20 protein-coding genes are annotated in these 26948 nt (G+C 73.2%); 15 read left to right on the top strand and 5 right to left on the bottom strand.

Annotation, left to right across the window (positions count from 1 at the left end; genetic code table 11):
- Positions 1-22: 22 nt before the first annotated feature.
- Entirely contained in the window at positions 23-682 is a 660-nt protein-coding gene (locus OG259_RS14815) for a TetR/AcrR family transcriptional regulator (protein ID WP_030320731.1), read from the bottom strand.
- A 145-nt stretch (positions 683-827) separates the two neighbouring features.
- Positions 828-1043, bottom strand: coding sequence for a hypothetical protein (locus tag OG259_RS14810; RefSeq protein WP_328942696.1), 216 nt, complete (start codon positions 1041-1043; stop codon positions 828-830).
- A gap of 140 nt (positions 1044-1183) precedes the next feature.
- Between OG259_RS14810 and OG259_RS14805 the strand changes: the two genes are divergently transcribed.
- From OG259_RS14805 to moeZ, 12 genes are all read left to right on the top strand, one after another.
- On the top strand, positions 1184-2152 hold the full coding sequence (locus OG259_RS14805; protein ID WP_328942695.1) for an alpha/beta fold hydrolase: 969 nt from the start codon (positions 1184-1186) through the stop codon (positions 2150-2152).
- Between the two features lie 8 nt (positions 2153-2160).
- Complete coding sequence (locus OG259_RS14800) at positions 2161-3585, top strand: DUF3152 domain-containing protein (RefSeq protein WP_328942694.1); 1425 nt, start codon at positions 2161-2163, stop codon at positions 3583-3585.
- A gap of 100 nt (positions 3586-3685) precedes the next feature.
- Positions 3686-3781, top strand: a complete 96-nt coding sequence (locus tag OG259_RS14795) for an Ms4533A family Cys-rich leader peptide (RefSeq protein WP_328942693.1) — start codon at positions 3686-3688, stop codon at positions 3779-3781.
- A 200-nt stretch (positions 3782-3981) separates the two neighbouring features.
- On the top strand, positions 3982-5730 hold the full coding sequence (locus tag OG259_RS14790) for an ABC transporter substrate-binding protein (protein ID WP_328942692.1): 1749 nt from the start codon (positions 3982-3984) through the stop codon (positions 5728-5730).
- A gap of 5 nt (positions 5731-5735) precedes the next feature.
- The gene (locus tag OG259_RS14785; protein ID WP_328942691.1) at positions 5736-6737 is read left to right on the top strand and encodes an ABC transporter permease; all 1002 of its coding nucleotides are present in this window, start codon (positions 5736-5738) and stop codon (positions 6735-6737) included.
- A complete protein-coding gene (locus OG259_RS14780) occupies positions 6734-7723 on the top strand; it encodes an ABC transporter permease (protein WP_328942690.1) in 990 nt (329 codons plus the stop codon). The genes OG259_RS14785 and OG259_RS14780 overlap by 4 nt, the downstream gene beginning before the upstream one ends.
- Positions 7720-9375 carry an ABC transporter ATP-binding protein gene (locus OG259_RS14775; protein ID WP_328942689.1) on the top strand — a complete coding sequence of 552 codons (1656 nt, stop codon included), beginning with the start codon at positions 7720-7722 and terminating at the stop codon, positions 9373-9375. The genes OG259_RS14780 and OG259_RS14775 overlap by 4 nt, the downstream gene beginning before the upstream one ends.
- A gap of 190 nt (positions 9376-9565) precedes the next feature.
- Positions 9566-11251, top strand: a complete 1686-nt coding sequence (locus OG259_RS14770; RefSeq protein WP_328942688.1) for a glycosyltransferase — start codon at positions 9566-9568, stop codon at positions 11249-11251.
- The gene (locus tag OG259_RS14765; protein ID WP_328942687.1) at positions 11244-12647 is read left to right on the top strand and encodes a hypothetical protein; all 1404 of its coding nucleotides are present in this window, start codon (positions 11244-11246) and stop codon (positions 12645-12647) included. The genes OG259_RS14770 and OG259_RS14765 overlap by 8 nt, the downstream gene beginning before the upstream one ends.
- 200 nt (positions 12648-12847) lie before the next feature.
- Positions 12848-13819 (top strand): NAD-dependent epimerase/dehydratase family protein, encoded by a 972-nt coding sequence (locus tag OG259_RS14760; RefSeq protein WP_266896348.1) that lies wholly within the window; start codon positions 12848-12850, stop codon positions 13817-13819.
- Positions 13807-14550 carry a spherulation-specific family 4 protein gene (locus tag OG259_RS14755; protein WP_328942686.1) on the top strand — a complete coding sequence of 248 codons (744 nt, stop codon included), beginning with the start codon at positions 13807-13809 and terminating at the stop codon, positions 14548-14550. Before OG259_RS14760 ends, OG259_RS14755 begins: the two co-directional genes overlap by 13 nt.
- A gap of 63 nt (positions 14551-14613) precedes the next feature.
- Complete coding sequence (gene moeZ / locus OG259_RS14750) at positions 14614-15792, top strand: adenylyltransferase/sulfurtransferase MoeZ (protein ID WP_319309980.1); 1179 nt, start codon at positions 14614-14616, stop codon at positions 15790-15792.
- 66 nt (positions 15793-15858) lie between these two features.
- Here moeZ and OG259_RS14745 read toward each other — a convergent pair whose 3' ends face one another.
- The 3 genes from OG259_RS14745 to OG259_RS14735 form a co-directional block, all read right to left on the bottom strand.
- Positions 15859-17457: an alpha/beta hydrolase gene (locus tag OG259_RS14745; RefSeq protein ID WP_328942685.1), complete on the bottom strand. Its 1599-nt coding sequence runs from the start codon at positions 17455-17457 to the stop codon at positions 15859-15861.
- 35 nt (positions 17458-17492) lie between these two features.
- Entirely contained in the window at positions 17493-19085 is a 1593-nt protein-coding gene (locus OG259_RS14740) for an alpha/beta hydrolase (protein ID WP_328942684.1), read from the bottom strand.
- A gap of 142 nt (positions 19086-19227) precedes the next feature.
- Positions 19228-21879 carry a flippase-like domain-containing protein gene (locus tag OG259_RS14735; RefSeq protein ID WP_443051967.1) on the bottom strand — a complete coding sequence of 884 codons (2652 nt, stop codon included), beginning with the start codon at positions 21877-21879 and terminating at the stop codon, positions 19228-19230.
- 204 nt (positions 21880-22083) lie between these two features.
- On the opposite strand from OG259_RS14735, the gene OG259_RS14730 reads away from it, so the two are divergent.
- The 3 genes from OG259_RS14730 to OG259_RS14720 all read left to right on the top strand — a co-directional run bounded on the left by OG259_RS14730 (position 22084) and on the right by OG259_RS14720 (position 26925).
- Positions 22084-22449: an MGMT family protein gene (locus OG259_RS14730; protein ID WP_328942682.1), complete on the top strand. Its 366-nt coding sequence runs from the start codon at positions 22084-22086 to the stop codon at positions 22447-22449.
- A 224-nt stretch (positions 22450-22673) separates the two neighbouring features.
- Positions 22674-26021, top strand: coding sequence for an ATP-dependent helicase (locus OG259_RS14725; protein ID WP_328942681.1), 3348 nt, complete (start codon positions 22674-22676; stop codon positions 26019-26021).
- Between the two features lie 88 nt (positions 26022-26109).
- A complete protein-coding gene (locus OG259_RS14720; RefSeq protein ID WP_328942680.1) occupies positions 26110-26925 on the top strand; it encodes a hypothetical protein in 816 nt (271 codons plus the stop codon).
- Positions 26926-26948 lie beyond the last annotated feature (23 nt).

Below are 26948 nucleotides of genomic sequence, written 5' to 3'. Positions count from 1 at the left end.
GAGTCCCGTGGGGCGTCCGGGGTCAGTGGCCCTCGGCGCTCAACTGGCCGTCCACCGCGTGCAGCGGGAAGCCGGCGATGCCGCGCCAGGCCAGCGAGGTGAGCAGTCCGACCGCCTTGTCGCGCGGGATGGCGGACCCGCTCGACAGCCAGTAGCGGGCGACGACCTGCGAGACGCCGCCGAGGCCCACGGCGAGCAGCATCGACTCGTCCTTGGACAGGCCGGTGTCCTCGGCGATCACATCGGAGATCGCCTCGGCGCACTGCAGGCTGACCCGGTCCACGCGCTCGCGTACCGCGGGCTCGTTCGTCAGATCGGACTCGAAGACGAGCCGGAAGGCGCCGCCCTCGTCCTCGACGTACGCGAAGTAGGCGTCCATGGTGGCCGCGACGCGCAGCTTGTTGTCGGTGGTGGAGGCCAGGGCCGTGCGCACCGCCAGGAGGAGGGACTCGCAGTGCTGGTCGAGGAGGGCCAGGTACAGCTCGAGCTTCCCGGGGAAGTGCTGGTAGAGCACCGGCTTGCTGACGCCCGCCCGCTCGGCGATGTCGTCCATCGCGGCGGAGTGGTACCCCTGGGCGACGAAGACCTCCTGGGCCGCGCCGAGGAGCTGGTTCCGTCGGGCACGTCGCGGCAGGCGCGTGCCCCGAGGGCGTGCTGCCTCTGTCTGCTCGATGGCGCTCACGCGGCCTCCCAAAAATCGATCCATGCACGCTGTCGCGCGCGCCGCCATCGTACTTTTGGGTAACCCGGCTGTGCGCGGTGCGAACGCAGAATTTCACGGACCGGACGTCCGGGTCGACAGTCGATTCAAGATTAAACCGAACAAATCAGCGGTAGTCGTCCTCGTCCTGGGCCACGACCCGCGCCTGTTCGGAGGAGTCGGCCTCGTTCGCCGAGTCACGTTCGACATGGGTGACCGGTTCGTCTTCGCGTTGCTGCAGTTCGGTGTGCTGCTCGGCAGCGTCGGCCTCCGGAATTTCCTGGTCCAGCACGACGTCCTCTTCCTCGGCGAATGTGTCCGGATCGGTCGGATCGACAGTCATGCGGTTCCTTCCGGCATGCGGGTCGCGGTCCTCTCCGATGGCCCTCTCTTCGAGCCTAGGAGCACACGCGGCTCGCCGCATACGCACCTGTGACGGCACCCACACGCGTCGGCGCGTGATCGTCTCGTAATATTGCGCGCATGTCGTCGACCGAGCTGCCGGAAACCCGGACCGCTGCCGCGCCACCCACGTCGCGCCCCGCGCGCGCCGTCCGGGTCGCCGACGGCGAGAAGCTCCGCTCCGTGTCGCTGCCCGGACTCACCCTCACCGTGCGCTCGCGGCCGGGCGACGAGCCCGGTCTGCCGCCCGCGCTGTACGTCCACGGTCTCGGCGGTTCCTCGCAGAACTGGTCCGTCCTGATGCCGCTGCTCTCGGACCTCGTCGACGGCGAGGCCGTCGACCTGCCCGGCTTCGGCGACTCGCCGCCGCCCGACGACGGCAACTACTCGGTCACCGGGCACGCGCGCGCGGTCATCCGGCTCCTCGACTCCGCGGAGCGCGGGCCGGTCCACCTCTTCGGCAACTCGCTGGGCGGCGCCGTCGCCACCCGCGTCGCCGCCGCGCGCCCCGACCTCGTCCGCACGCTCACGCTCGTCTCGCCGGCCCTGCCCGAGCTGCGCGCCCAGCGCACGGCCTGGCCCACCGTGCTGCTCGCGGTGCCCGGCGTCGCCTCGGCCTTCGCCAAGCTCACCAAGGACTGGACGGCCGAACAGCGGGTCCGCGGCGTCCTCTCGCTCTGTTACGGAGACCCCGGGCGGGTCTCCGAGGAGGGGCTCCGGCACGCCGTCGAGGAAATGGAGCGGCGCCTGGAGCTTCCCTACTTCTGGGACGCCATGGCACGCTCCTCGCGCGGCATCGTCGACGCGTACACCCTCGGCGGTCAGCACGGGCTGTGGCGGCAGGCGGAACGGGTCCTCGCCCCCACGCTGCTCGTCTACGGTGGCCGCGACCAGCTCGTCTCGTACCGGATGGCCCGGAAGGCGGCTGCCGCCTTCCGCGGCTCGCGCCTGCTGACCCTTCCCGAGGCGGGGCACGTGGCGATGATGGAGTACCCCGAGACGGTCGCCCAGGCCGCCCGGGACCTGATCGCCGATCACGGCGGGAGCTGATCCGGGGCGTGGGACGACATAGTCGCAAGGGCTCCGCGCCCTCGGTGGCCGACACCGGGCCGCAGGCCGCCTCCGAACCGACGCCGGCCGCGGCCCGGACGCAGGGGACACCGGCCGGCCGCGCGCAGGGCACGGGACGCCGCCGCAGGACCGCGGGCGGCCCCGGTCAGGACACGGCGGGGACCCCGGCCCACGGCACCCCGATGTACGGGACGCCCGCACAGGCCGGCCCGGCGTACGGCCCGATGTACGGGACGCCCGCACAGGGCACCCCGATGTACGGCACCCCGGCGCACGGCACCCCGGTCCACGGGACTCCGGCGCACGGCACTCCCTCCTATGGCGCTCCCGGGTACGGCGGCGGGGTCCACGACACCGGAGCGCACGCGGCCCTCGGGACGCCCGCGCACGGTGTCCCCGTCTACGGGAGTCCGGTACGGGGCGGGCATCCGCAGCACGACGAGGGCTCCGCGCCCCGGCCCGAGCGGTACGCCCCCCGGCACGGGGCCCCCCGCACGGCCGTGACCGAACAGGCCGCCCCCCAGGCGCCGTTCATCCCCGGCCCCCGTCGCGAGACCCTTCCCGAGGTCGACGAGTCTTCGGGCCGGGGCGGTCTCGGCCGCACCCTCACCGGTGTCGCGGCGGCCGCCGTCGCCACCGTGCTCGCCGTCGTCGTGACCGGACAGGTCGCCGACCGGGAGGAGTCCCCGGCCGAGACCCGCGCCGCCGAGCAGCCGGACGGGCGGGCCTCGGACGACACCTCCGCCTCCCGATCCGACGACCGGGTCACCCCGTCGAGCCCGGCGCCGGCCGCCACCACCCCGCCGCCGCCGACGTACGAGCAGCTGATCGCCCGCCAGTACCCGATCGACCCGAAGCTCAAGGGCTCCGGCAAGTTCAAGGCCGTTCCCGGCTTCCAGAAGGCGCCCGGCAAGGGGAATCTGGTCCGCTACCGGATCGATGTCGAGGAGGGGCTCGGTCTCGACCAGAACCTCTTCGCCACGACCGTCTTCAAGACCCTCAACGACCGCCGCAGTTGGGCCGGCAAGGGCGAGATGACCTTCGAGCGCATTTCCAGCGGCGAGCCCCAGTTCGTCATCACGCTCGCCAGTCCCGGCACCACCGGCGTCTGGTGCGAGAAGTCCGGACTCGACACCCTGGCCGAGAATGTGTCCTGCGACTCGGCCAGCACGGACCGCGTGATGATCAACGCGTTCCGCTGGGCGCAGGGGTCGGAGACCTTCGGGCCCAAGGCGATGTTCGCGTATCGCCAGATGCTCATCAATCACGAGGTCGGACACCGGCTCGGACACGGTCATGTGATCTGCGGCACCCCCGGCGCGCTCGCCCCCGTGATGCAGCAGCAGACGAAGTCCCTGGACATCGACGGAATCAAGTGCCGTCCCAACCCCTGGGTGTACCCGAGCAGTTGACGGACGGCCCGACTGTCGGGCGACCGCATCCTGAGACGCGTGTCTCAGGAATTTCCGAACCGCGTTGACATCGTTCGCGTGTTCGTCCATATTTCTCGGCATGTCGAACCGTCACGTCGTCTCCGATCGCGCCGCCTTTGAGCTGGCGCTCATCGGCGTGGCCGGACATTCCGTCGCCGACATTCTCTGTAGCTGACGCCGGCCCGAGCGCCCGTCGGTACTCTCGCATTTCCCGTACTGCCGACGGATTTCCGCGCCCGGGTGTTCGCTCCCCGCAGGCGCGGCTTTTCTTTCTGATTCCCTGTGCTCGGCCATTCCCTTCGGATGCCGCCGCTCGCCGCTGCCTGCGTGGAATTCCCCTTCCCGTACCCGCAGTTCTCCGAGAGGTTTTCTCCGATGCGTCAATCGTCCGTCGTTTCGCGCCGCGTGGCAGCGACCGCCGTCAGTCTCGTCCTGACCCTGGGCGTCGCCGCCTGCGCGGGACCCGAGGACACCGGCGCCAAGGGCGGCACCTCCGGCAAGGCCGCGGGCGACCCGCGGAAGGGCGGCACGCTCACCGTCCTCAACGCCGAGGCCCAGACCGACTTCGACCCCGCCCGCCTCTACACCTCCGGCGGCGGCAACGTCCCCTCCCTCGTCTTCCGTACGCTCACCACCCGCAACCGCGAGGCGGGCGCCGCCGGCACCCAGGTCGTCCCCGACCTCGCCACCGACACCGGCCGCCCCAACAAGGACGCCACCGAGTGGACGTACACGCTGAAGGAGGGCCTGAAGTTCGAGGACGGCACGCCCATCACCAGCGCCGACATCAAGTACGGCATCGAGCGCTCCTTCGCCGCCGAACTCTCCGGCGGAGCCCCGTACCTGCGCGACTGGCTGGTCGGCGGCGACACCTACGAGGGTCCCTACAAGGCCGCGTCCGACGGGAAGAAGGGCAAGGGTCTCGCCTCCATCGTCACTCCCGACGCCCGGACCATCGTCTTCAAGCTGAAGAAGCCCGAGGGCGAGTTCCCCTTCGTCGCCACCCAGACCCAGTTCACCCCCGTCCCCAAGGCCAAGGACACCGGCGCGAAGTACGAGGAGCACCCCGTCTCCTCCGGCCCGTACAAGGTCGTCGAGAACGAGAACGACGGCGAGCGCCTGGTCCTGGAGCGCAACGAGCACTGGGACGCCAAGACCGACGAGGAGCGCAAGGCCTACCCGGACAGGATCGACGTCAGGTCCGGGCTCGACGAGGCCGTCATCAACCAGCGCCTCGCCACCTCCACCGGCGTCGACGCCGCCGCCGTCACCACCGACACCAACCTCGGCCCGGCCGAACTCGCCCAGGTCGGCTCCGACAAGGCGCTCGCCGCCCGCGTCGGCACCGGCCACTTCGGCTACACCAACTACCTCGCCTTCAACCCCAAGGTGAAGCCCTTCGACAACCCGAAGGTGCGCCAGGCGATCTCGTACGCGATCAACCGCACCAGCATCGTCAACGCCGCCGGCGGCTCCGCGCTCGCCGAGCCCGCCACCACCTTCCTGCCCGAGCAGAAGTCCTTCGGCTTCACGGCGTACGACCACTTCCCGGCCGGTAGGACCGGCGACCCGGAGAAGGCCAAGGCGCTCCTCAAGGAGGCCGGTCACCCGAACGGGCTCACCATCACCCTGCTGCACTCCACCGCCCAGAACCGCGCCACCAGCCCCGAGATCGCCACCGCCGTCCAGGAGGCCCTCGGCAAGGCCGGCATCAAGGTCGAGCTCGACGGCCAGGAGCCCAACTCCTTCAACGAGAAGCGCTGGAGCGTCAAGGACGCGCCCGGCTTCTTCCTCTCCCGCTGGGGCGCCGACTGGCCGGCCGGCGGCCCGTTCCTCGCGCCGATCTTCGACGGACGCCAGATCGTCACCAACGGCTCCAACTACAACCACGCCCAGCTGAACGACCCGGCGGTCAACAAGGAGATCGACGAGATCAACAAGCTCACCGACCTCAAGGCCGCCGCCGCCCGCTGGGGCGCGCTCGACAAGAAGATCGGCGAGCAGGCGCTCGACGTGCCCCTCTTCCACCCCGTCTACAAGCGGCTCGTCGGCAAGAACGTCAAGAACGTCGTCATCAGCGACTGGACCGGCGTCCTCGACATCTCGCAGGTCGCGGTCAAGTGACGTCCGTGACCTCCCTGACCGACACGCCGGCGCCCGTGGCGGGCATCCCCGCCACGGGCGCCGCCCGGCAGGTGTGGCGACGGCTCCGCACCCGCCCGGCCGCCCTCGTCTCCGCCGCCGTCCTGCTCCTGCTCGTCCTCCTCGCCGTCGCCGCGCCGCTGCTCGCCGCCCTGGAAGGCCAGAACGCGAACACGTACCACGACGACCTCGTGGACTCGGCCCGCGGCGGCGTCCCGTACGGCGCCTTCGGTGGGGCGAGCGCCGACCACTGGCTCGGCGTCGAACCCGGCACCGGCCGCGACCTGTTCGTCCGGCTCCTCTACGGCGCCCGGATCTCGCTGCTCGTCGCCGTCGGCGCCACAGCCGTCCAGATCCTCATCGGCGTCCTCGTCGGCCTCGCCGCCGGACTCGGCAGCCGCTGGGTCGACGGCGTCCTCGGCCGGGTCACCGACGTCCTCGTCGCCCTCCCGATGCTGGTCCTCGCCATCGCCCTGACCGCCGTCGTCCCGCGCGGCTTCCCCCGGCCCCTGCTGCTGATCCTCGTCATCGGCTTCCTCGGCTGGGCCGGGACCTCCCGGATCGTGCGCGCCCAGACCCTCACCCTGAAGAGCCTCGACTTCGTCGCGGCCTCCCGCCTCGCGGGCTCCGGGCCGTGGCGGACCGCCCGCCGTGAACTCCTGCCCTCCCTCGCCGCCCCCGTCATCACGTACGCGGCGATCCTCGTCCCCACCAACATCGTCGTCGAGGCGTCCCTGTCCTTCCTCGGGGTGGGTGTCACCCCGCCCACCCCGTCCTGGGGCCAGATGCTGTCGACCGCGCAGACCTGGTTCCGCGCCGACCCCTCCTACGTCCTGCTGCCCGCCGGACTGCTCTTCGTCACCGTGCTCGCCTTCACCGTCCTCGGTGACGCGGTCCGCACGGCCCTCGACCCGCGCGAGGCGAGCCGGCTGCGCGTGGGCACCCGCAAGGAGTCCCGTCGGGACTCCCCCAAGGAGGCCTCCCGATGACCCGCTTCGTCCTCAAGCGGCTCGCGGGTGCCGTGCTCGTCCTCCTGGCGCTCTCGGTCCTCGTGTACGCGCTGTTCTACCTGGCGCCCGGCGACCCCGCGCGGCTCGCCTGCGGGGAGCGCTGCAACCCGCAGCAGATCGCCCAGGTCCGCGAGCAACTCGGCCTGAACGACAGCATGTTCGTCCAGTACCTGCACTTCCTCCAGGGCATCTTCGCCGGCCGCGACTACTCCACCGGCACCTCCGTCGTGCACTGCGACGCCCCCTGCCTCGGCCTCTCGTACCAGAGCGACCAGCAGGTCACCCAGCTCGTCCTGGAGCGGCTCCCCGCCACCGCCTCCCTCACCCTCGGCGCCATGGTCATCTGGCTGGTGGTCGGCGTCGGCACCGGACTGCTCTCCGCGCTGCGCCGCGGCGGCCCCACCGAGCGCCTCCTGACCCTGCTCACCCTCGCCGGGACCGGCACCCCCGTCTTCATCCTCGGGCTGCTGCTCCTCATGGCCGTCTGCGCCTACCTCCAGTGGCTGCCCTTCCCCGGTTACGTACCGCTCGGCGAGAACCCCGAGCAGTGGGCCTGGAACATGCTGCTGCCCTGGCTCACCCTCGGCTTCTTCGAATCCGCCAAGTACGCACGCCTGACGCGGAGTTCCACCCTGGAGACGCTCGCCGAGGACCACATCCGCACCTTCCGCGCCTACGGGGTGGGGGAGCGGTCCGTCGTCACCCGGCACGCGCTGCGCGGCGCCGTCCCGCCGGTGATCGCGGTCAGCGCGGTCGACCTCGGCTCGATGTTCGGCGGGGCCGTGCTCACCGAGTCCCTCTTCGGCATCCCCGGGCTCGGCAAGACCCTCATCGACGGGGTCCGCTCCATCGACCTGCCCGTGGTGGTGGGCGTGGTCATGGTCACGGGCACCTTCGTCGTCCTCGCCAACGTCCTCGCGGACCTGCTGTACGCCGCCGCCGACCGAAGGGTGGTCCTGACGTGACCCCGCTCGTCGAAGTACGCGACCTCACGGTCGAGTTCGCACGGTCCGGCGATCCCGTCCGGGCCGTCGACGGCCTCTCCTTCAGCCTGGAGGAGGGCCGCGCCCTCGCCCTCGTCGGCGAGTCCGGCAGCGGCAAGTCCACCGTCGCCGGCGCACTCCTCGGCCTCCACCGGGGGACGGGCGCGAAGGTCGGCGGCACCGTACGGGTCGGCGGCATCGACGTCGCCTCCGCAGGCCCCGGCGAGCTGCGGCGGCTGCGCGGCGGAGTCGCCGCCATGGTCTTCCAGGACCCGCTCTCCGCCCTCGACCCCTACTACGCCGTCGGCGACCAGATCGCCGAGGTGTACCGCGTCCACGCCGGAGGCTCCCGGCGCGCCGCACGCGCCCGCGCCGTCGAGGTGCTCGACCGGGTCGGCATCCCCGACGCGGCCCGGCGCTCACGCTCCCGCCCGCACGAGTTCAGCGGCGGCATGCGGCAGCGCGCCCTGCTCGCCATGGCCCTCGCCTGCGAGCCCCGGCTCCTCGTCGCCGACGAGCCGACCACCGCCCTCGACGTCACCGTGCAGGCCCAGATCCTCGACCTGCTGCACGAGCTGCGGCGCGAGACGGGCACCGCGCTGCTCCTGGTCACCCATGACGTGGGCGTCGCCGCCGAGAGCGTCGACGAGGTGCTCGTGATGCGCGCCGGCCGGGAGGTCGAACGCGGCCCCGTGGGCGGGGTGTTGGGCGCGCCGGCGGAGCCGTACACGCGGCGGCTGCTCGCCGCCGTGCCCCGGCTTGACGGGCCGGTGCGCGAGCCGCTGGAGAAGGGGTCGCCGCTTCTCGAAGTCAGCGACCTCCGGCGGGTGTTCGGGCGGGGACCGAAGGCGGTGACCGCGGTCGAAGGTGCCTCGCTCACCCTCCACGCGGGCGAAACCCTGGGCGTCGTCGGGGAGTCCGGCAGCGGCAAGACCACCCTCGGCCGCATGCTGGTGCGGCTCCTCGACCCGACGGGCGGCCGACTCCGTTACGGGGGTACGGAGATCGGCGGCCTGTCGGAGCGGGAGCTGCGCCCGTACCGCCGCGAACTCCAGATGGTCTTCCAGGACCCGGTGGCCTCCCTCAACCCGCGCCGCTCCGTCGGCGAGTCGATCGCCGACCCGCTGCGCGTGGCGGGGGAGCGCGACGAGACCCGGATACGGGGCCGGGTGCGGGAGCTGCTCGACCGGGTGGGGCTCGACCCCGACCGGTACGAGGCCTATCCGCACGAGTTCAGCGGCGGGCAGCGTCAGCGCGTCGGCATCGCCCGTGCGCTCGCCGCCGAACCCCGGATCATCGTCTGCGACGAGCCCGTCTCCGCGCTCGACGTCACCACCCAGGCGCAGGTGACGGCGCTGCTCGCCGAACTCCAGGCCGAGCTCGGCCTCGGGCTCGTCTTCATCGCCCACGACCTCGCCGTCGTCCGGCAGGTCAGCGACCGGGTCGCCGTCATGCGCGCGGGCCGGATCGTCGAGCAGGGCACGGTGGCCGAGGTGTACGGCGCACCCGGGGACCCGTACACCCGGCAGCTGCTCGCCGCCGTCCCCTCGCTCGACCCGGTCCACGCGGCGGAACGCCGGGAGCGGCGCCGGGAGCAGCGGCAGGAGGAGCGCCAGGAACTGGCCGTCGCCTGACCCTCCGTGACCACCCTGGCGCGTAGCGCGACAGAACGCGACCGGGGTGGGAAAGTTACGTGCATTCACCCCTTCTGGTGGTGCGACGGACAACCGTCCGTCGCACCGCCGGTATCTCCGCTTACGTTCTTCCCGCTGCGAGTCGCCGGACCAACGGTGGCCGTCGTCAAGGGAGATCGGGGGTGCACTCATGCGGATCGGACTGCTCACGGAGGGTGGCTACCCGTACGCCACCGGTGAGTCCGGACTCTGGTGCGAGCGGCTCGTACGCGGACTCGGACAGCACCAGTTCGACCTGTACGCCCTCGGCGGGTCCGGCACCCCGCGGCCCCTCCCGCCGAACGCCCGCGTCGCACGCACCGCGGTCCCCGGAAGCCCCGACACGGCCGCCGCCTCCAGGAACCTCCTCGAACGGACCGCCTTCGGCAACCACCGCGCCGCCCGCCGCGCCTACGGCCGACGCGAGCGCCGCCGCTTCACCGAGGCCTTCCACCAGCTGGCGGTGGGAGTGTGCGAGGAGGGCGACACCTACGGACAGGGCGGGACCGGCGGGCAGGGCGAGACCGACGGCCCCTTCGCCACCGGCCTCTACGCGCTCGCCGAACTCGCCCGCGAGCGAGGCGGACTGCCCGGCGCACTCCGCTCCGACGACGCCGTCCGCACCCTCGAATCCGCCTGCCGCGCGCCCGGCGCACGCCGGGGCGCGGCCGCCGCCGGACTCCCCGACCACCTCGCCTTCGCCGAGCACCTGGAGCGCACCCTGCGCCCCCTCTCCCTCGACTGGTACGCAGAGGACGCGCTCGGCGCCGCCGACCTCTGCCACGCCGCAGGCGGAGGCACCACCGCCGTCCCCGGCCTGCTGGCCAAACGCTTCTTCGGAACCCCGCTGCTCGTCACCGAATACGGCGTACAGCTCCGCTCCCACTACCTCTCGGCCACCGGCGCCGACCGCTCCGCCCCCCTGCGCACCCTGCTCGCCGCCCTCCACGGCCGGCTCGCCGCCGAGATCTACCGGCAGGCCGCGATCCTCACCCCCGGCAACGCCCACGCCCGCCGCTGGCAGGAGAAGTGCGGCGCCGACCGGGCCCGGATCCGCACCGTCCACCCCGGCATGGCGGCCGACCGCTTCGCCGAGGTCGGCGAGGACGAGGAGAGCGGCGACCCCACCACCCTCGTCTGGGTCGGCCGGGTCGAACCCGCCAAGGACCTCATCGCCCTCCTGCACGCCTTCGCCGAGATCCGCGCCCGGCAGCCCGACGCCCGGCTGAGGATCGTCGCCGTGCCCGTACCGGACCCGGGCGGGGGCGCGTACCTCGCCCACATCAAGGGGCTCGCCGCCCAGCTCTTCCCCGACGAGGCCGCCGGGGCGCACGCCGTCGGCGAGAACCCGGTCACCTTCGAGGAGCTCGGCGGCCCCGAGGCGCCCACCCTGGAGGACACCTACGCCTCCGGCGCGGTCGTCGTCCTGTCCAGCGTCGTCGAGGGCTTCCCCGCGAGTCTCGTCGAGGCGATGTTCTGCGCGCGGGCCACCGTCTCGACCGACGTCGGCGCCGTCGTCGAGATCATCGGCGGCACCGGCCTCGTCGTCCCCCCGCGCAACCCCCGGGCGCTCGCCGACGCCTGCCTCGCGCTGCTCCGCGACCCCGAGCGCCGCCACCGCCTGGGCGCCGCCGCCCGCGCCCGCGCGCTCGAACTCTTCACCGTCGAACAGAACCTCGCCGCGTTCCGCGGAATCTACCTGGAGCTCCTCTCCCACGCGCCGGTGCGCCACCGCCCCGGGGACGGCGTGCCCTTCGCCCACCCCGCCGAGGCACACGTGCCGGGCAGCTGGGCGCCCAAGGCCGTGGCCGCCGGGACAGGAGCCCCCGATGCCTGAAGGAGACACCCCCATGCGCGGCTCCGCCGCCCCGACGAGCCCCGGAGCCTGGGACGCCCGCTCCGAGGCCCTCCTCGGCGCCCCCGCACTGACCCCCCGCACCGGCGGCGCCCACGACCCGCGCACCCCCGAGGAGCCCGTCGACGCCCCGCCGTCCGGGATAGCCCCGGCCCCGGGGGAGACCGCCGCGGAGCCCCTGCGGGAGGGCGACACGACGACGCCGCCGCGGCCGGACGCCGACCATGAGCCGCCCACCGCCCCGGCGGCGGCGGACGGCACACCGCGTACGGCCACCCGGCCCGGCCCGCCGGACGCGACCGGACCGGTGGATCCCGGCCCGGCAGGCGCGTCCGCCCCCCGCCCCCGGCGCGGCACCGCCGACCCCGTCAAAGTGCTCATGCTCCGGCACCGGGAGCTCTGCGCGCGCGCCGTCGACCCGCTGGAGATCGCCGCCGGGCTCGAAGCCCAGGGGTTCACCGACCGGACCGCCGCACGGTTCCGGCACCGGGACGTCTTCTCCCTGGCCGAGGAGCTGTACGCGCGCGTGCCCCGCGGCAGCGACACCGCCGCGCCCCCGGCGCCGCCGCCGCGCGACACCGACGCCTGGGCACTCGCCGTCCTCACCCCCGGCGCCGCCGCCGCGCTCACCGGCATCGGGCTCGCCGTCACCCACGGACCCGTGCGTCTCGCCGTCGGCGCGACCGGGACCCTGCTGCTCGCCGCGGCGCTCTTCCTCGCCGTCCGGCGCGGCCCCTTCCGCGCCCCCGACGGCGGGACCGTGCCCGCCGCCCGGCTCTGGACCGGATGGCTCCTGGCGTACGCGGTCGGCGGCGACGGACTCCTGACGCAGGTGCTCAGCGGGGGCCCCGACGGCCCCTGGGACCTGGCCCCCGGCCCGTTCCTGGGCCTCGCGCTCGCCGTCGCCCCCGCCGCCTGGTGCGCCCGGCTCTTCGCGAACCGGGCGCGCCGCCGGATCGCCGACAGCCGGGGCCTCGCCGACTTCGCCGCCGGGACCCGCCCGCTGCTCCTCGGCACCGTGACCCTTCAACTGCTCGCCCTCACCGTCCTGCTCGGGCTCACCGGCTTCACCTCCGGGGCCCTGGCCCTCGGCGCGCTCCTGCTCCTCGCCCGGCTCCTCACCGTCCACGGCTTCCCCGAGACGGCCGCGGCCGCCCTCGCCGCCGCCGGCGCCGCCGAGGCGCTCGCCCTCGCGAGCGTCCTCGCCGCCCGAGTCCCCGTCTCCGGCTTCGACGTGCTCGCCGCCCCCGTGCGTGCCGTCGTCGACGCCTGGGGCCCCGGGGCCGTCCCCACCCTCGTCTGCGGCGCCGCCGCGCTCGGCCTGCTGGCCCACGCGACCACCGCCCTTGCCCGGGCCTCGGCCCATGCCACCCCGTGAGAACCCGCCACCACCCCCGTCGGAGGCCGGGCGGCCACCGCACCTCCCACCCCGCCGAGCCTCCCGGCAGGAATCCGCTTCACACCCGCGGAGCCGACGCCGCGGGCGTGCCCCGTCACCTCTCTCATCACTCGCAAGGAGACCGAAGACATGACCCCGCAACCCCAAGGAACGGCCGGTCGGCACGAAGGGGCCGCACGATGAGGGTGCTACTGCTCGGAGCCAACGGCTTCATCGGCCGCTTCGTCGCCGACCGGCTCCTCGCCGACCCGGCCGTCCACCTCACCGCCCTCGGCCGGGGCGACGACGCCGACGTGCGCTTCGACCTCGCCTCCGGCAGTCCCGGCGCGCTGACCCGCTTCCTCGACGCCGTCCACCCCGGAGTCGTCGTGAACTGCGCGGGTGCCACCCGGGGCGGCGCCCGCGACCTGACCCGCCACAACACCGTCGCCGTCGCCACCGTCTGCGAGGCCCTGCGGCGCAGCGGCTGCGGCGCCCGGCTCGTCCAGGTCGGCTGCGCCTCGGAGTACGGGCCGAGCCAGCCCGGTTCCTCCACCGCCGAGGACGCCGTGCCCCGCCCCGGCGGCCCGTACGGGGTGTCGAAGCTGGCGGCGACCGAACTCGTCCTGGGTTCGGGCCTCGACGCCGTGGTCCTCCGGGTGTTCTCGCCCGTGGGCCCCGGCACCCCCGCCGGCTCCCCGCTGGGCCGTCTCGCCGAGGCGATGCGCCGGGCCATGCAGGCCGGGGACGGCGAGCTGAAGCTCAGCGGCCTCGGCGTGCAGCGGGACTTCGTCGACGTACGGGACGTGGCGCGGGCCGTGCACGCGGCCTCGCTCTCCGCCGCCCAGGGCGTCGTCAACATCGGCACCGGCCGCGCGGTCCGGCTCCGGGACGCCGCCGCCGTCCTCGCCAGGGTCGCCGGCTACTCCGGCAACCTGCACGAGCTGGACGCCCCGCACGGCATTCCGCAGCGCCCGATGATCGGCGCCCCCCGCAGCGAGGGGACCATCGCCGACCAGCTGGCCTCCGCGCCCTACCCGTACCCCGACGGCTGCGGGCCCTGGCAGCAGGCCGATGTCCGCACCGCCCGCGACCGGCTCGGCTGGCGGCCCCGGATCAACCTGGAGGAGTCGCTCGCCGACATCTGGATGGAGGCGGCGTGTCGCATCTGACGGCGACCACGGGGGCGGTGAAGGAGGCCCTGGGGGTGGGCGTGCCCGGCTACGCCCACCCACTGCTGGCCCCCGTCGAGTGGGGCGAGCTGACCCGCCCCGGGACCCCGCTGCACTGGGCGGTGCTCAATGTGGCGGAGGGGCCGGGCAGCCGCCCCGACCCGCACTGTCTGGAGGCGGCGGGGAGGCTCCGTAACGCCGGGGTCAGGGTCCTCGGGCACCTGGACGCGGCGTACGGCTCCCGGCCCTTCGGGGAGCTGGTCTCGGACGCCCACCGCTTCGTCGACTGGTACAAGGTCGACGGCTACTACCTGGACCGCTGCCCCTCGGACCGGGCGGACCTGGCCGGGGTGCGGCGGGTCACCGCGACCCTGGAGGCGGTCCTCGGCGGCGAGGCCCATCTCGTGCTCGGCCATGGCACCCATCCCCATCCGGGATACGCCGAGACCGCCGATCAGCTGGTGACGTTCTCGGGTGGCTGGGCGGACTACCGCTGGTCGCAGGTGGCCGAGTGGACGGCGGAGTACACGGAGGCGAAGTTCGTCCATCTCGTGCACGGCGTTCCGCGCACCCACCTGGACGAGGCCCTGCGGATCGCCCGCTGGCAGGGAGCCGGAACGATCTTCTTCACCGATCGTTCGGGGGCCCCGGGACAAAGTGCGCCATTCCACTCGCTGCCCGGCTACTGGGACGAAATCGTCTCGCGGATCGGACCGGGTGTCTCGGAATGAGAAGGAGCGTGGCAGTGTTACGGGGAGAACAACCGTACTGACATACCGACAACCGGAGTCCCCGTGTCGCTGCCACCCCTGGTCGAGCCGGCTGCCGAGCTCACCGTAGACGAGGTCCGCAGGTACTCCCGCCACCTGATCATCCCGGACGTCGGGATGGACGGGCAGAAGCGGCTGAAGAACGCCAAGGTGCTGTGTGTCGGCGCCGGTGGCCTCGGCTCGCCGGCGCTGATGTACCTGGCCGCCGCCGGCGTGGGCACGCTCGGCATCGTGGAGTTCGACGAGGTCGACGAGTCGAACCTCCAGCGCCAGATCATCCACAGCCAGGCCGACATCGGCCGCTCCAAGGCCGCCTCGGCGCGCGACAGCGTGCTCGGCATCAACCCGTACGTGAACGTGATCCTCCACGAAGAGCGGCTCGAAGCCGAGAACGTGATGGACATCTTCAGCCAGTACGACCTGATCGTCGACGGCACGGACAACTTCGCCACCCGTTACCTGGTGAACGACGCCTGCGTGCTGCTGAACAAGCCGTACGTCTGGGGTTCGATCTACCGCTTCGACGGCCAGGCGTCCGTGTTCTGGTCCGAGTACGGCCCCTGCTACCGCTGCCTCTACCCGGAGCCCCCGCCGCCGGGCATGGTCCCGTCCTGCGCCGAGGGCGGCGTCCTGGGCGTGCTGTGCGCGTCCATCGGCTCCATCCAGGTCACCGAGGCCATCAAGGTCCTGGCCGGCGTGGGCGACCCGCTGGTCGGCCGCCTGATGATCTACGACGCCCTGGAGATGCAGTACCGCCAGGTCAAGGTCCGCAAGGACCCGAACTGCGCGGTCTGCGGCGAGAACCCGACCGTCACCGAGCTCATCGACTACGAGGCCTTCTGCGGCGTCGTGTCCGAGGAGGCCCAGGAGGCGGCGCTCGGCTCCACGATCACTCCGAAGCAGCTCAAGGAGTGGATCGACGACGGCGAGAACATCGACATCATCGACGTCCGCGAGCCGAACGAGTACGAGATCGTCTCGATCCCGGGCGCGCGTCTGATCCCGAAGAACGAGTTCCTGATGGGCACCGCCCTCCAGGACCTCCCGCAGGACAAGCGCATCGTCCTGCACTGCAAGACGGGCGTCCGCAGTGCGGAGGTCCTCGCGGTGCTGAAGTCCGCGGGCTTCGCCGACGCGGTGCACGTCGGCGGCGGCGTGATCGGCTGGGTCCACCAGATCGAGCCCGAGAAGCCGGTCTACTAGTCGGCCCGACGGAGGGGCCCGGATCTCGACACGGGATCCGGGCCCCTTCTCGTGCCCCGCCACGGGTCACGCCCCGCTGCGAGCCGTCCCGCTGGAGCAGGTCTTGCCGTACGCGGGGACCTTGCCGTCCAGGAGGTACGCGTCGATCGTCGCCGTCACGCACGACGACGTGCCGTACGCGCCGTGGCCCTCGCCCTCGTTGGTGACCAGGACGCCGACACCCGTGCCGAGTTCCTTCGCCATCTTCTCCGCGCCCTCGTACGGGGTCGCGGGGTCGCCGGTCGTGCCGACGACGAGGACCGGGGCGGCGCCCGGGGCGCTCGCCTCCGGTGTCGCCCGCTCGCCCTTCACCGGCCACTCGGCGCACCAGCCGGCCGTGTCCCAGGCGAGGAACGCGCCGAACACGGGGGAGAGACGCCGGAATTCGGGGATCAGCGCCTTCGCCTCCGCCGCGGTCGGCCGCGCGCTGGAGTCGGCGCAGGAGATCGATCGCTGGGAGTGCGACTGAGTGGCGTAGTGGCCGCTCGCGTCACGGTCGTTGTAGTGGTCGGCGAGTTCGAGCAGGGCGCCGCCGCGACCGCCCTCGGCGTCCGCCAGGGCCGCCGTCAGGAGCGGCCAGTTGGACTGTCCGTACAGCGTCACCGCGATGCCGGTGAGCGCCAGGCCCTCGGTGAGCCGCCGTTCGCCGACGGTCAGCGGAGCACGGTCGAGCTTCCGCAGCAGGCGGGAGATCCGCTCGGTCCCGGCCTTCGGGTCCTGGCCGGTGCTCTTCAGGTAGTTGTCCAGGGCCCGCTGGAAACCGATCGTCTGGTGACGGGCGTGCCCGGCGGCGTCGGCGGTCGGGTCGACGACGGCGTCGAGGACGAACCTGCCCACGTTCTTCGGGAAGAGATGGGCGTACGTGCCGCCCAGCTGCGTCCCGTACGAGATGCCGAAGTAGTGGAGCTTCGCGTCCCCGAGCACCTGCCGGATCAGGTCCAGGTCGCGGGCGGTGGCGCTGGTCGTGGTGTACGGGAGGACCGTGCCCGAGCGCCGGGCGCATCCGGCGCCGAAGGCCGCGTTGTCCTTGAGGTACGCGGCCTCCTCGGCGTCCGAGTCCGGGGTGAGGTCGATCGTGGCCTCGGCGGTGGCCTGTTCGGCGTCGGTCCGGCAGACCACCCCGGAGCTGCGGTTCACTCCGCGCGGGTCGAAGCCCACCAGGTCGTAGCGCTCGCCGAGCGTCCCGTACTCCTCCGCCGCCCGGGGCAGGATGTCGACTCCGGAGGCTCCGGGGCCGCCGAAGTTGAAGAGCAGCGAGCCGATGCGCTCGCCCTCGCGGCCGGCCTCCTTGCGGATCAACGCGATCGGAATCGTCGCGCCCTCGGGCTTCGTGTGGTCGAGCGGCACCTTGACGGTGGCGCAGCGCCACTCCGCACCGGGCTGCTCCCCGCCGCCGTCATCGGGGGCCGCGCAGCGCTTCCAGTCGGGGCGCTGACCGGTGAGCGAGGCGGGCAGCGGGGGAACGGCGGTGGCCGAGGACCCGGCGGCGGTGGCCGAGGGCTTGGCGTCGGTGGTCGGCGGGGCCGTGCCGGGCTCGGCGGCCGGCGAGCCGTCGCCCGCGCTCGTGCAGCCCGCGACCAGCAGTCCGGTGACGGCCAGGACCGCCGCCCGTATCCGTATGGACATGTGTTCCCCCCAGGAGCCCGTCAGGGCGGCCCATCCTAGGTCGTCCCTCCGGGCTGCTTGCAGACGGTTCCGGAAGCCGGGACCTTGCCGTCCAGGAGGTACGCGTCGACCGCCTTCTTCACGCACGCGCTGCCGCTGTTGTAGGCGCCGTGGCCCTCGCCCTCGTACGTCAGCTCCACGCCGACGCCGTCGCCGAGCGCCTTCACCATCGACCGGGCGCCCTCGTACGGGGTGGCCGGGTCGCCGGTGTTGCCGACGACCAGGATCGGCGCCGAATCGGGGGCGGAGACGTCCGGGTGCTCCCAGGTCCCGGGCACCGGCCACTGCGAGCAGCCGGCCAGCGCCCAGCCCATGAAATCGCCGAAGACGGGGGAGGCCTCGCGGAACGTGCCGAGCCGCTCCTTGGCCTGGCCCAGGGTGTAGCGCTCCTTGAAGTCCACGCAGTTGATGGCGGCGTTGGCGGCCTGGATGTTGCTGTAGGAGCCGTTCTGGCCGCGCCCGTTCATCGAGTCCGAGAGGGTGAGGAGCAGCGCCCCGTCGCCGCCCTCGGCGTCGGAGAGGCCCTGCTCCAGATAGGTCCAGTACTCCTTGGAGTAGAGGGCCTGCGCGATGCCGTTGGTGGCCTGCGTCTGGGTGAGCTTGCGTTCGCCGATGCCGGCGATCGGCTCCTTGTCGAGGGAGGCGAGGAGATCGGTCACGAAGGTCTCGATCTCGGCGACGGTCGAGCCGGGCAGGGTGCACTCGTCGCCGCGGTCCACACAGTCCTGGGCGAAGTTGTCCAGGGCGAGCTGGAAGCCCTTCGCCTGGCCGAGCGCGCCTTCCTCGACGCCCGCCTCCGGGTCGACGACCGCGTCGAAGACGGCCCGGCCGACGTTCTCGGGGAACAGGTGGGCGTAGACGCCGCCGAGTTCGGTGCCGTACGAGATGCCGAAGTAGTGGAGCTTGTCGTCGCCGAGGACCTGGCGCATCAGGTCCATGTCCCGGGCGGCGTTCTCGGTGCCGACGTGCGGCAGGGCCGGGCCCGCGTCCCTCTCGCAGCCTGCCGCGTACTTCTTCTGCGCGTCGGAGAGCGTCCGCTCCTCGGCCTCGTCGTCGGGCGTGAAGTCCAGGGCGTAGTAGGCGTCGAGCTCCTTGTCGGTCGCGCACTCGACCGGTTCGCTGCGGCCCACCCCGCGCGGATCGAAGGACACCAGGTCGTAGCGGCTGCGCAGGGTCTCGTAATCCTTCGCGAAGCCGGGCAGTCCGGTGATGCCGGAGCCGCCGGGCCCGCCGAAGTTGAAGACGAGCGAACCGATCCGCCGGTCCTTGTCGCGGGCGGGGGCCCGGATCAGCGCGAGCTCGATGGTCTCGCCCTCCGGCACCGACCAGTCCAGCGGCGTCTGGAGGAAGGAGCACTCCCAGGCGACGTTCCCGGGGAGCGGGGCGGGCGGCTCCCCGCCGCCCTCGGCCGCGGACGGCGCCGGACACGGCGCCCAGGCGAGCTTCTGCGCCGCCAGCGCCGAGACCCCGGCCGAGCCGCTCGGCTCCGCCTGGTCCGCCGCCTTGTCGCCCCCGTCCGAGCATCCGGCGGCGAGCAGCACGGTCGTGGCGGTGAGCAGAGCGGCGCGCTGGGCGGCGGAGATCGGCATACGCCCATGGTGGGCCGCCGCCTCCGCCGCCGCGCGGGACGGAGGTCCATGCGGGTGGCGCCCAGGGGGTGCCCGGCGGATCAGGACCGGGCGCCGCGGCCCCGGCCCGATCCGCCGGACAGGCCCCGAGGGACTCCGCCGCTCACAGCGCTTCGCGTTTCGTCAGCCAGTTGAAGCAGATCCAGCCCGGGAGGACGGGGACCCACAGGGTCAGCAGACGGTAGAGCAGCACGGCCGGGGTCGCGACCTCGATGGGCAGGCCCACCGCCAACAGACCGAGGGTGAGCGCGCCCTCGACCGCGCCGATACCACCCGGTGTCGGGGCCGCCGAGCCGAGCGCGTTGCCCGCGAGGAAGACGACCGCCACGCTCGCGTAACTGATCGACTGGTGCCCGTGGCCGAAAGCACGGATCGAGGCGTCCAGGCAGAGCACGAACGCGGCGGTGAGCAGCAGCATCCCGCCGATGCCGGTCACCAGCTTCAGCGGCCGCTGGAGGACGTCCAGCATGCGCGGCACGACACCCGCGAAGAGCGACCGGAGCCGGGTCGACACGAACTTGCGCATGAACGGGATCGCCGTCACGACGAGCACGAGGACCGCGACCGTGAGGAGACCGGCGATGACCGTCCTCGACGGGGTGAAGGACTGCGACCGCTCCGTCCCGGTCAGATAGCCGAAGGAGAGCAGGAGCAGGATGTGCGCCCCGAGACCGAACAGCTGGGAGGCCCCGACGCTGGCCACCGCGAGCCCCGGCCGTACCCCCGAGCGCTGGAGGAAGCGGGTGTTCAGGGCGACACCGCCGACCGCGGCCGGGGCGACGATCTTCACGAACGAGCCGGCGACCTGCGCCACCACCGTCCGCCAGAACCCGACGCGCTCCGGGACGAAGCCCAGCAGGCTCATCGCCGCCGCCAGGTAGCTGACCGCCGAGAACAGGACCGCCACCGCCACCCACCGCCAGTCCGCCTGGCTGACCGTCGACAGCGGCGTCTTGGCGATCTGCGAGAGCAGGAAGTACGCGGCGACCGCGCCCGCGATCAGACTGATCAGGGTCCGCGGCTTGATCCGTTCGAGACGGACGGGCTCCACCGGCGCCTGCGGGCGGATGAGCAGTACCTGCTGACGGATCTGGGCCAGCAGATCCTCTTCGCGGGCCTCGTCGAGAGCCGTGTCGAGGGCCCGCTTCTCGGCCTTCTTGTCCGCCTTCTTCTCGGCCTTGGTCTCCGCCCGCGCGGCCGTCGGTTCCGCGGCGGCCGCGGCGGCCTCGGCCTTCGCCAGCTCCCGTTCGTGCTTGGCCGCCTCCGAGGCCGCGAGCACGGCCTCCCGCTCGCGTGCCGACCGCTCCCGGGCCAGCTTCCGCAGCGTCGCGCGCGTGGAGCGGCTCAGCGCGATCGGCTGGAGCAGCGGCAGACAGTCGGCGACGGCGTCCGGGCCGAGCACCTCGACGGCCGCGGCGACCGTGCGCTCGGGACCGACGCGCAGACCGAGGGTGGTGAGCAGCTGGGCGATGTCCATCCGCAGGATCAGATCGCCGGCCGCGATCTCACCGCCGCGCAGATCGGTGAGGATCACCCTGCCGGAACGATCCACCAGAATCGCGTCGCCCGTGAGCCGGCGGTGTGCGATCCGGCGCGACTGGAGCGCCCGTACCTGCCGCCAGGCGCTGCGGACCAGCTCGTCGGTGATGTCGTCGTCGTCGAGCGAGTCGAGGCTGCGGCCGCCGATGTGCTCGTACACGAGCATCACGGCGTCCGGTCCGAGCTCGGAGGTGGCGATCAGCTTCGGCGCGTTCGCCCCGGCGGCGATCGCCGCGTACGCGAGGAGCGCTTCCTGCTCCAGGGCCTGCCGCAGCGAGACGATCGACCGGCGGGTGGTGATCGTCCGCAGGGTGATCCGCCGCCACGCGCGGTAGAAGAAGCCGTGCGCCTGCTGCTCGCGGTCGACGACGGTGACGTCGAGCGGCGGCCCGTCCTCCAGGGTCACGATGTACCGGCGGCCCCGGTCCCCGCTGTCCGAAGAGTCGGGCACGCCCTCGGCGCGCAGCGCCGTCACGGGCCGGAAGCCGACCCGGCGCAGGCCGGCGAGGAGGGTCTGCCCGGTGGGCCGGACGTTGGGGGAGCCGACCGCGTACAGCGTGCCGTACGCCACCGTCCAGCCGATCAGGACGGTCAGGATGATCGAGAGCGCGGTGGTGTAGCCGGCCACCAGCATGGTGAACGCGTCGAGCAGCAGCACCGCCCAGAGCGACACCCGCCAGCGGGGTCTGCGGGCCATGCCGACGGCGGTCATGTACGCGATCACCGGGGCGAGGTAGTTGTGCACGGGGTCGGTGAGCCCGCCGCCGGACGCCGGCTGGGTCAGCGCGTCCTGGATGGTGCCGGGCGCGGCCTGGGCGACCCAGAGGTCGGTGGCGAGGGTGACGCCGTGCGCGAGGACGGCGGCGAGGACACCGTCCGCGATGCGCAGCCCGTCACGTTTGATCAGGCGTTCGATGGCGAAGGCTACGGGGACGAGCAGGACGGCGATGGAGGAGACGAGACCGGCGATCTTGACGAAGACATCGGGTGCGCCGCCGGCGCCCTTGTTGATGTCCTCCTCAAGGCCCGAGGTCGTCGCGTGGGCGAACGCGGCGACGGCGATGACGAGCCCGATGGCGAGCAGACCGGCGAGCAGCCGCATCAGGTCGGAGGGCCGGTGGACGCGGGCGGCGAGCAGCGGCTCGTCGCCGGAGACCCGTTCGGGCACGTCGGGCCGGGCCTCCTCCGGAGGCTGAATGTCCTGCCCCATCACCATGTCCGTCTCTGCATGTGCGTCTTGTCGTTCTCGTTCTTGCTCGCGATTTCGCTCTTGCTCTGGCTCCAGGCCTTGCTCTCGGCCGTGGTCTTGTTCGTGTATTTGTCGCTCTTGATCTCGTATCACCAGTCACCGCCCGCACGATGGTGGCACGAAGAGCCGCCGCGCGGAGGCATCAGGGCCATGTCGGTGGGGTGAGGCAGGATGGGGCGGATGAGCATGGAGGTGCCCGTGGGGGAGACCGGAGAACTGCCCGAGTACGCGGAGCGGGTGCTCGACGTCGCCGACGGAATCCCGCCCGGCCGGGTGATGACCTATGGCGACGTCGCCGAATGGCTGGGCGAGGGCGGCCCGCGTCAGGTCGGCCGGGTGATGGCCCTGTACGGCGGGACGGCCCCCTGGTGGCGAGTGGTCCGCGCGGACGGCACCCTGCTCCCCGGGCACGAGCTGAGGGCCCTCGACCACTACCGCGAGGAGGGCACCCCGCTCCGCGAGGCGGGCCGCGCGGCCGAGGGACACGTGCCGAAGATCGACATGCGGCGGGCGCGCTGGGACGGAACTCACACCTGAGGACGTCGGCCGAGGACACACCGGCCGGTCGAGGCACGGGCGGCGGCGGGCGGGGCGCACACGGGACGGAACGGGGTACGGAGTACGGCTCGGCGACGGGCCGTTTCGCGTAACGTCGACGTTCGCGTCTCCCGAGGCGACCGCGGGCCGGAGAGCCCGCCGGCCGGCCACGGCGGACGGCCGCCTCACCCGCACCACCACTCCCACCAGGACCGGCGACCCACGTGAGTACCTCCTCGACCACCCGGCGTACGCCGCCGCACCAGGGACAGCCGTACCCGGGTTCGGGACGGCAGCGGACCCCGGGCGCGTACCGACTGGTGCGTACCACGCCGGCCCCGTTGGATCCCCCTCAGCTGGACGCAACCCAACGGGAAGTGGTTGACCACGGCGGCGGACCTCTTCTCGTCCTCGCCGGACCCGGCACCGGCAAGACGACGACCCTGGTCGAGGCCGTCGCCGCCCGGATGGAGAACGGCGCCGACCCCGAACGGCTCCTCGTCCTCACCTTCAGCCGCAAGGCCGCCGTCGAACTCCGCGACCGCATGGCCGCCCGGCTCGGCGGCCGCCGCCCGCCGCAGGCCACCACCTTCCACTCGTACTGCTACGCCCTGATCCGCGCCCACCAGGACGCCGAACTCTTCGCCGAACCGCTGCGGCTGCTCTCCGGACCCGAGCAGGACCTCGCCGTACGCGAGCTCCTCGCCGGCCACATCGACCTGGAGAAGGACGGCCTCGGGAGCATCCGCTGGCCCGACGAACTGCGCGCCTGCCTCACCACCCGCGGCTTCGCCGACGAGGTACGGGCCGTCCTCGCGCGCTCCCGTGAACTGGGCCTCGGACCCGAAGCCCTCGCCGACTTCGCGCAGCGGGTCGGCCGGCCCGACTGGAAGGCGGCGGCCGGCTTCCTCGCCGAGTACCTCGACGTCCTCGACCTCCAGGGCGTCCTCGACTACACGGAGCTCGTCCACCGGGCCGTGCTCCTCGCCGAGGACGTCAGCCTGCCCGCGTACGACGCGATCTACGTCGACGAGTACCAGGACACCGACCCGGCGCAGGTCCGGCTGCTCCACGCCCTCGGGGGCGGCGGCCGCCGCACGGTCGTCGCCTTCGGCGACCCCGACCAGTCCATCTACGCCTTCCGGGGCGCCGACGTGAACGGCATCCTCGACTTCCCCGCGACCTTCGGCGGCGCCGACGTACGCGTCCTGCGCACCGCGCGCCGCTCGGGCGCCGAACTGCTCGGCGCGACCCGAACGCTCGCCCAGCGGATGCCGATGCCCCGCCTCCCCGCCGACAAGGTCCGCGCCCACCGGGACCTCACACCGGTGCGGGACGGGGGCCGGGCGGAGGCGTACACGTACCCCACGGCCTCCGCGGAGGCCGAGAACATCGCCGACCTGCTGCGCCGCGCACACCTGGAGGACGGCGTCCCCTGGCAGGACATGGCCGTCCTCACCCGAGCCGCCGCCTCCCTCCCGTCCCTCCGCCGCGCCCTCACCTCGGCGGGAGTCCCGGTGGAAACGGACGCGGCGGACACCCCGCTGAGGCACGAGCCGGCGGTGGCCCCCCTGCTGCTGGCGCTGCGTGCCGTGGCCTCGGTCGTGGGCGCCCGTTCCGCCGGAGCGGAAGGGGCGGGCACGACCGACGACGGCGCCGCACCCGACCCCGAACCGAGGGACCCCGACGCCGCCACCGGATGGCTCACCGTCGAGACCGCGCTCGAACTCCTCGCCTCACCCCTCGCAGGGGTGGACCCCGCCGACCTCCGTCGCCTGGGCCGCGCCCTCCGCGACGAGGAGCGCGCCGCGGGCAACAAGGTCCCGCCCCCCTCCGACGTCCTGCTCGCCCGCGCCCTCGCCCAGCCCGAGCGCCTGGTCGCGCACGATCCCGCGTACTCCCGCGGGGCCCACCGCCTGGGCGACCTCCTCCGCAAGACCCGGGTCCTCCTCGCCGACGGAGGCACCGCCGAGGAGGCCCTCTGGGTGCTCTGGAGCGGCACCCCCTGGCCGGGCCGACTGGAGCGCGCCGCTCTCCGCGGCGGGCCCGCCGGGCGCAACGCCGACCGTGACCTCGACGCCGTCTGCGCCCTCTTCGAGACCGCCGCCCGCGCCGAGGAGCGCGTCGGCGGCCGCGGTGTCCTCAACTTCCTCGAAGAGCTCGACGCCCAGGACATCGCCGCCGACACCCTCACCCGACGCCACACCCGCCCCGACGCCGTCCGCCTCATGACCGCCCATCGTTCCAAGGGCCTGGAGTGGAGCCTCGTCGTCGTCGCCGGTGTCCAGGAAGGTCTCTGGCCCGACCTACGGCGCCGCGGCTCCCTCCTGGAGGCCGACCGCATCGGCCGTGACGGCCTCGCCGAGCCCCTCACCCCCGGCGCCCTCCTCGCCGAGGAGCGCCGGCTCTTCTACGTGGCCGCCACGCGCGCGCGTGACCGGCTCGTCGTCACCGCCGTGAAGGCCCCCGCCGAGGACGGCGACCAACCCTCCCGTTTCCTCACCGAGCTGGGTGCCGAGCCCAAGGACGTGCCCGGCCGCCCCCGCCGCCCGCTCGCCGTCTCCGCGATGGTGGCCGAGCTGCGGGCCACCACCGTCGACCCGGAAGCCTCGCCCGCGCTCCGCGACGCCGCCGCCCACCGCCTCGCCGAGCTCGCCGCGCTCACCGACGAGGACGGCCAGCCGCTGGTCCCGGCGGCGCACCCGGACCGCTGGTGGGGCCTTTTCGAGCCGACCCGCGGCACGGAACCGCTGCGCGAGCGCGACCGGCCCGTCGCCCTCTCGCCGAGCTCCCTGGAGAACCTGGTCGGCACCTGCTCCCTGCAGTGGTTCCTGGGCCGCGAGGTCAAAGCCGCGGCCCCCGCCACGGCCGCCCAGGGCTTCGGCAACGTCGTCCACGTCCTCGCCGACGAGGTCGCCTCCGGACGTACCCCCGCCGACCTCGACGTCCTCATGGCCCGCCTCGACTCCGTCTGGGACGCCCTCGCCTTCGACGCCCCCTGGAAGTCGGCCCAGGAGAAGCAGAACGCGCGCGTGGCCCTCGAACGCTTCCTGAGCTGGCACGTCATGGACCGGGGCGGCCGCACCCCGGCCGCCTCGGAGCACGACTTCGACGTGACCCTGGAGGCGGGCGCCTACGAGGTCCGCATCCGGGGCTCCATGGACCGCGTCGAGACCGACGAGCACGGCCGCGCGTACGTCGTCGACTTCAAGACCGGCAAGTCCGCCCCCACCCGTGACGAGGTCGCGAACCACCCGCAGCTCGCCGTCTACCAGCTCGCGGTCCGCGAGGGCGCCCTCGACGAGGTCTTCGACGGGCGGCGGCCGGAGCCGGGCGGCGCCGAACTCGTACAGCTGCGGCAGGGCGCCCCGCAGAAGGAGGGCGGCGACGCCCTCCCCAAGATCCAGGCGCAGGAACCGCCGGCCGGGGAGTGGGTCGGCGAGCTGCTCGCCAACGCCGCGGGCCGGGTCCTCGACGAGCGCTTCACGCCCAGCACCGGCCAGCACTGCACGACCTGCTCCTTCCGCGCCTCGTGCAGCGCCCAGCCGGAGGGCCGCCAGGTCGTCGACTGACGAGACGGCCCGCGGCGCGGAGTAGCGGGCACGCCTGCGCGGGGTGACCCTGGTGGACAGGGGCCGGGGAAACCGCGAGGAGGCTCGCATGGCGTCCCACCGAAAGCTCCGCGCCGCGGCCGTCGTCTGCGCCGTCGCCGTCGTCGCGGGTCCCGCGCCCGTCGCGGCCTGGGCGGCGACGACCGGCGTCCCGGCCGCCGCCCCCTCGGTCGAGGCGCCCTCGCCGTCACCCGATCCGTTCGCGGACCTCACCGCCGACGAGATCGGCGATCGGGCCGTCACCGCGACGCAGTCGGCGACCTCGCTCCGGATGACCGGCCGGGTCGTCACCGAGGGACAGCCCCTCGACATCGACTTCGCGGTGAACGACCACGACGAGTGCACCGGCGTGATGAAGATCGAGGGCGGCACCGCCGAACTCCGCAAGATCGACCAGATCACCTACATGAAGGGCGACGAGGCCTTCTGGCGCGCCTCCATGGCCTCGCAGGGGATGCCCGACGCGCAGATCGACGCCACCGTCGAACTGGTCAAGGGCCGCTGGCTGAAGATCGCCCCGGGGCAGGCCGGCAGCGCCGACCTCAGCGGAGTCTGCGACCTGAAGGCGCTCCTCGCCGACCTCGACAAGGACAAGGAAGAGCGCCGTGGACTGACCCGGGGCCCCGACTCCGAGGTCGCCGGCACCCCCGTCGCGACCCTGGTGAAGAAGAAGGCCGAAGGCGAGACCACCACCGTGTCCGTCTCCCAGAAGGGCAAGCCCTACATCCTGAAGATGGTCAAGGCAGGCGGCGAGGAACCCGGCGCGATGGTCCTCTCCGACTACGACAAGCCCGTCCGCGTGGTCGTCCCGCCCGCCGACGAGACCGTGGACCTGTCCAAGCTGGACGGGGGCACGCCCGCGTGACGAGGATCCCTCGCGGGATCCGG

This window comes from Streptomyces sp. NBC_00250 (genome assembly GCF_036192275.1).
In the GTDB taxonomy this organism is placed as follows: domain Bacteria; phylum Actinomycetota; class Actinomycetes; order Streptomycetales; family Streptomycetaceae; genus Streptomyces.
Note: the sequence above shows the minus strand (reverse complement) of the source record. Positions and strands in the feature narration are given on the sequence as shown.

Excerpts from the sequence above, each read along its gene's own strand:
- OG259_RS14810 (WP_328942696.1), bottom strand. The coding sequence starts at position 1,043 with ATGACTGTCGATCCGACCGATCCGGACACATTCGCCGAGGAAGAGGAC.
- OG259_RS14805 (WP_328942695.1), top strand. The coding sequence starts at position 1,184 with ATGTCGTCGACCGAGCTGCCGGAAACCCGGACCGCTGCCGCGCCACCC.
- OG259_RS14795 (WP_328942693.1), top strand. The coding sequence starts at position 3,686 with ATGTCGAACCGTCACGTCGTCTCCGATCGCGCCGCCTTTGAGCTGGCG.
- OG259_RS14790 (WP_328942692.1), top strand. The coding sequence starts at position 3,982 with ATGCGTCAATCGTCCGTCGTTTCGCGCCGCGTGGCAGCGACCGCCGTC.
- OG259_RS14780 (WP_328942690.1), top strand. The coding sequence starts at position 6,734 with ATGACCCGCTTCGTCCTCAAGCGGCTCGCGGGTGCCGTGCTCGTCCTC.
- OG259_RS14770 (WP_328942688.1), top strand. The coding sequence starts at position 9,566 with ATGCGGATCGGACTGCTCACGGAGGGTGGCTACCCGTACGCCACCGGT.
- OG259_RS14765 (WP_328942687.1), top strand. The coding sequence starts at position 11,244 with ATGCCTGAAGGAGACACCCCCATGCGCGGCTCCGCCGCCCCGACGAGC.
- OG259_RS14760 (WP_266896348.1), top strand. The coding sequence starts at position 12,848 with ATGAGGGTGCTACTGCTCGGAGCCAACGGCTTCATCGGCCGCTTCGTC.
- OG259_RS14745 (WP_328942685.1), bottom strand. The coding sequence starts at position 17,457 with ATGTCCATACGGATACGGGCGGCGGTCCTGGCCGTCACCGGACTGCTG.
- OG259_RS14740 (WP_328942684.1), bottom strand. The coding sequence starts at position 19,085 with ATGCCGATCTCCGCCGCCCAGCGCGCCGCTCTGCTCACCGCCACGACC.
- OG259_RS14735 (WP_443051967.1), bottom strand. The coding sequence starts at position 21,879 with ATGGTGATGGGGCAGGACATTCAGCCTCCGGAGGAGGCCCGGCCCGAC.
- OG259_RS14730 (WP_328942682.1), top strand. The coding sequence starts at position 22,084 with ATGGGGCGGATGAGCATGGAGGTGCCCGTGGGGGAGACCGGAGAACTG.
- OG259_RS14720 (WP_328942680.1), top strand. The coding sequence starts at position 26,110 with ATGGCGTCCCACCGAAAGCTCCGCGCCGCGGCCGTCGTCTGCGCCGTC.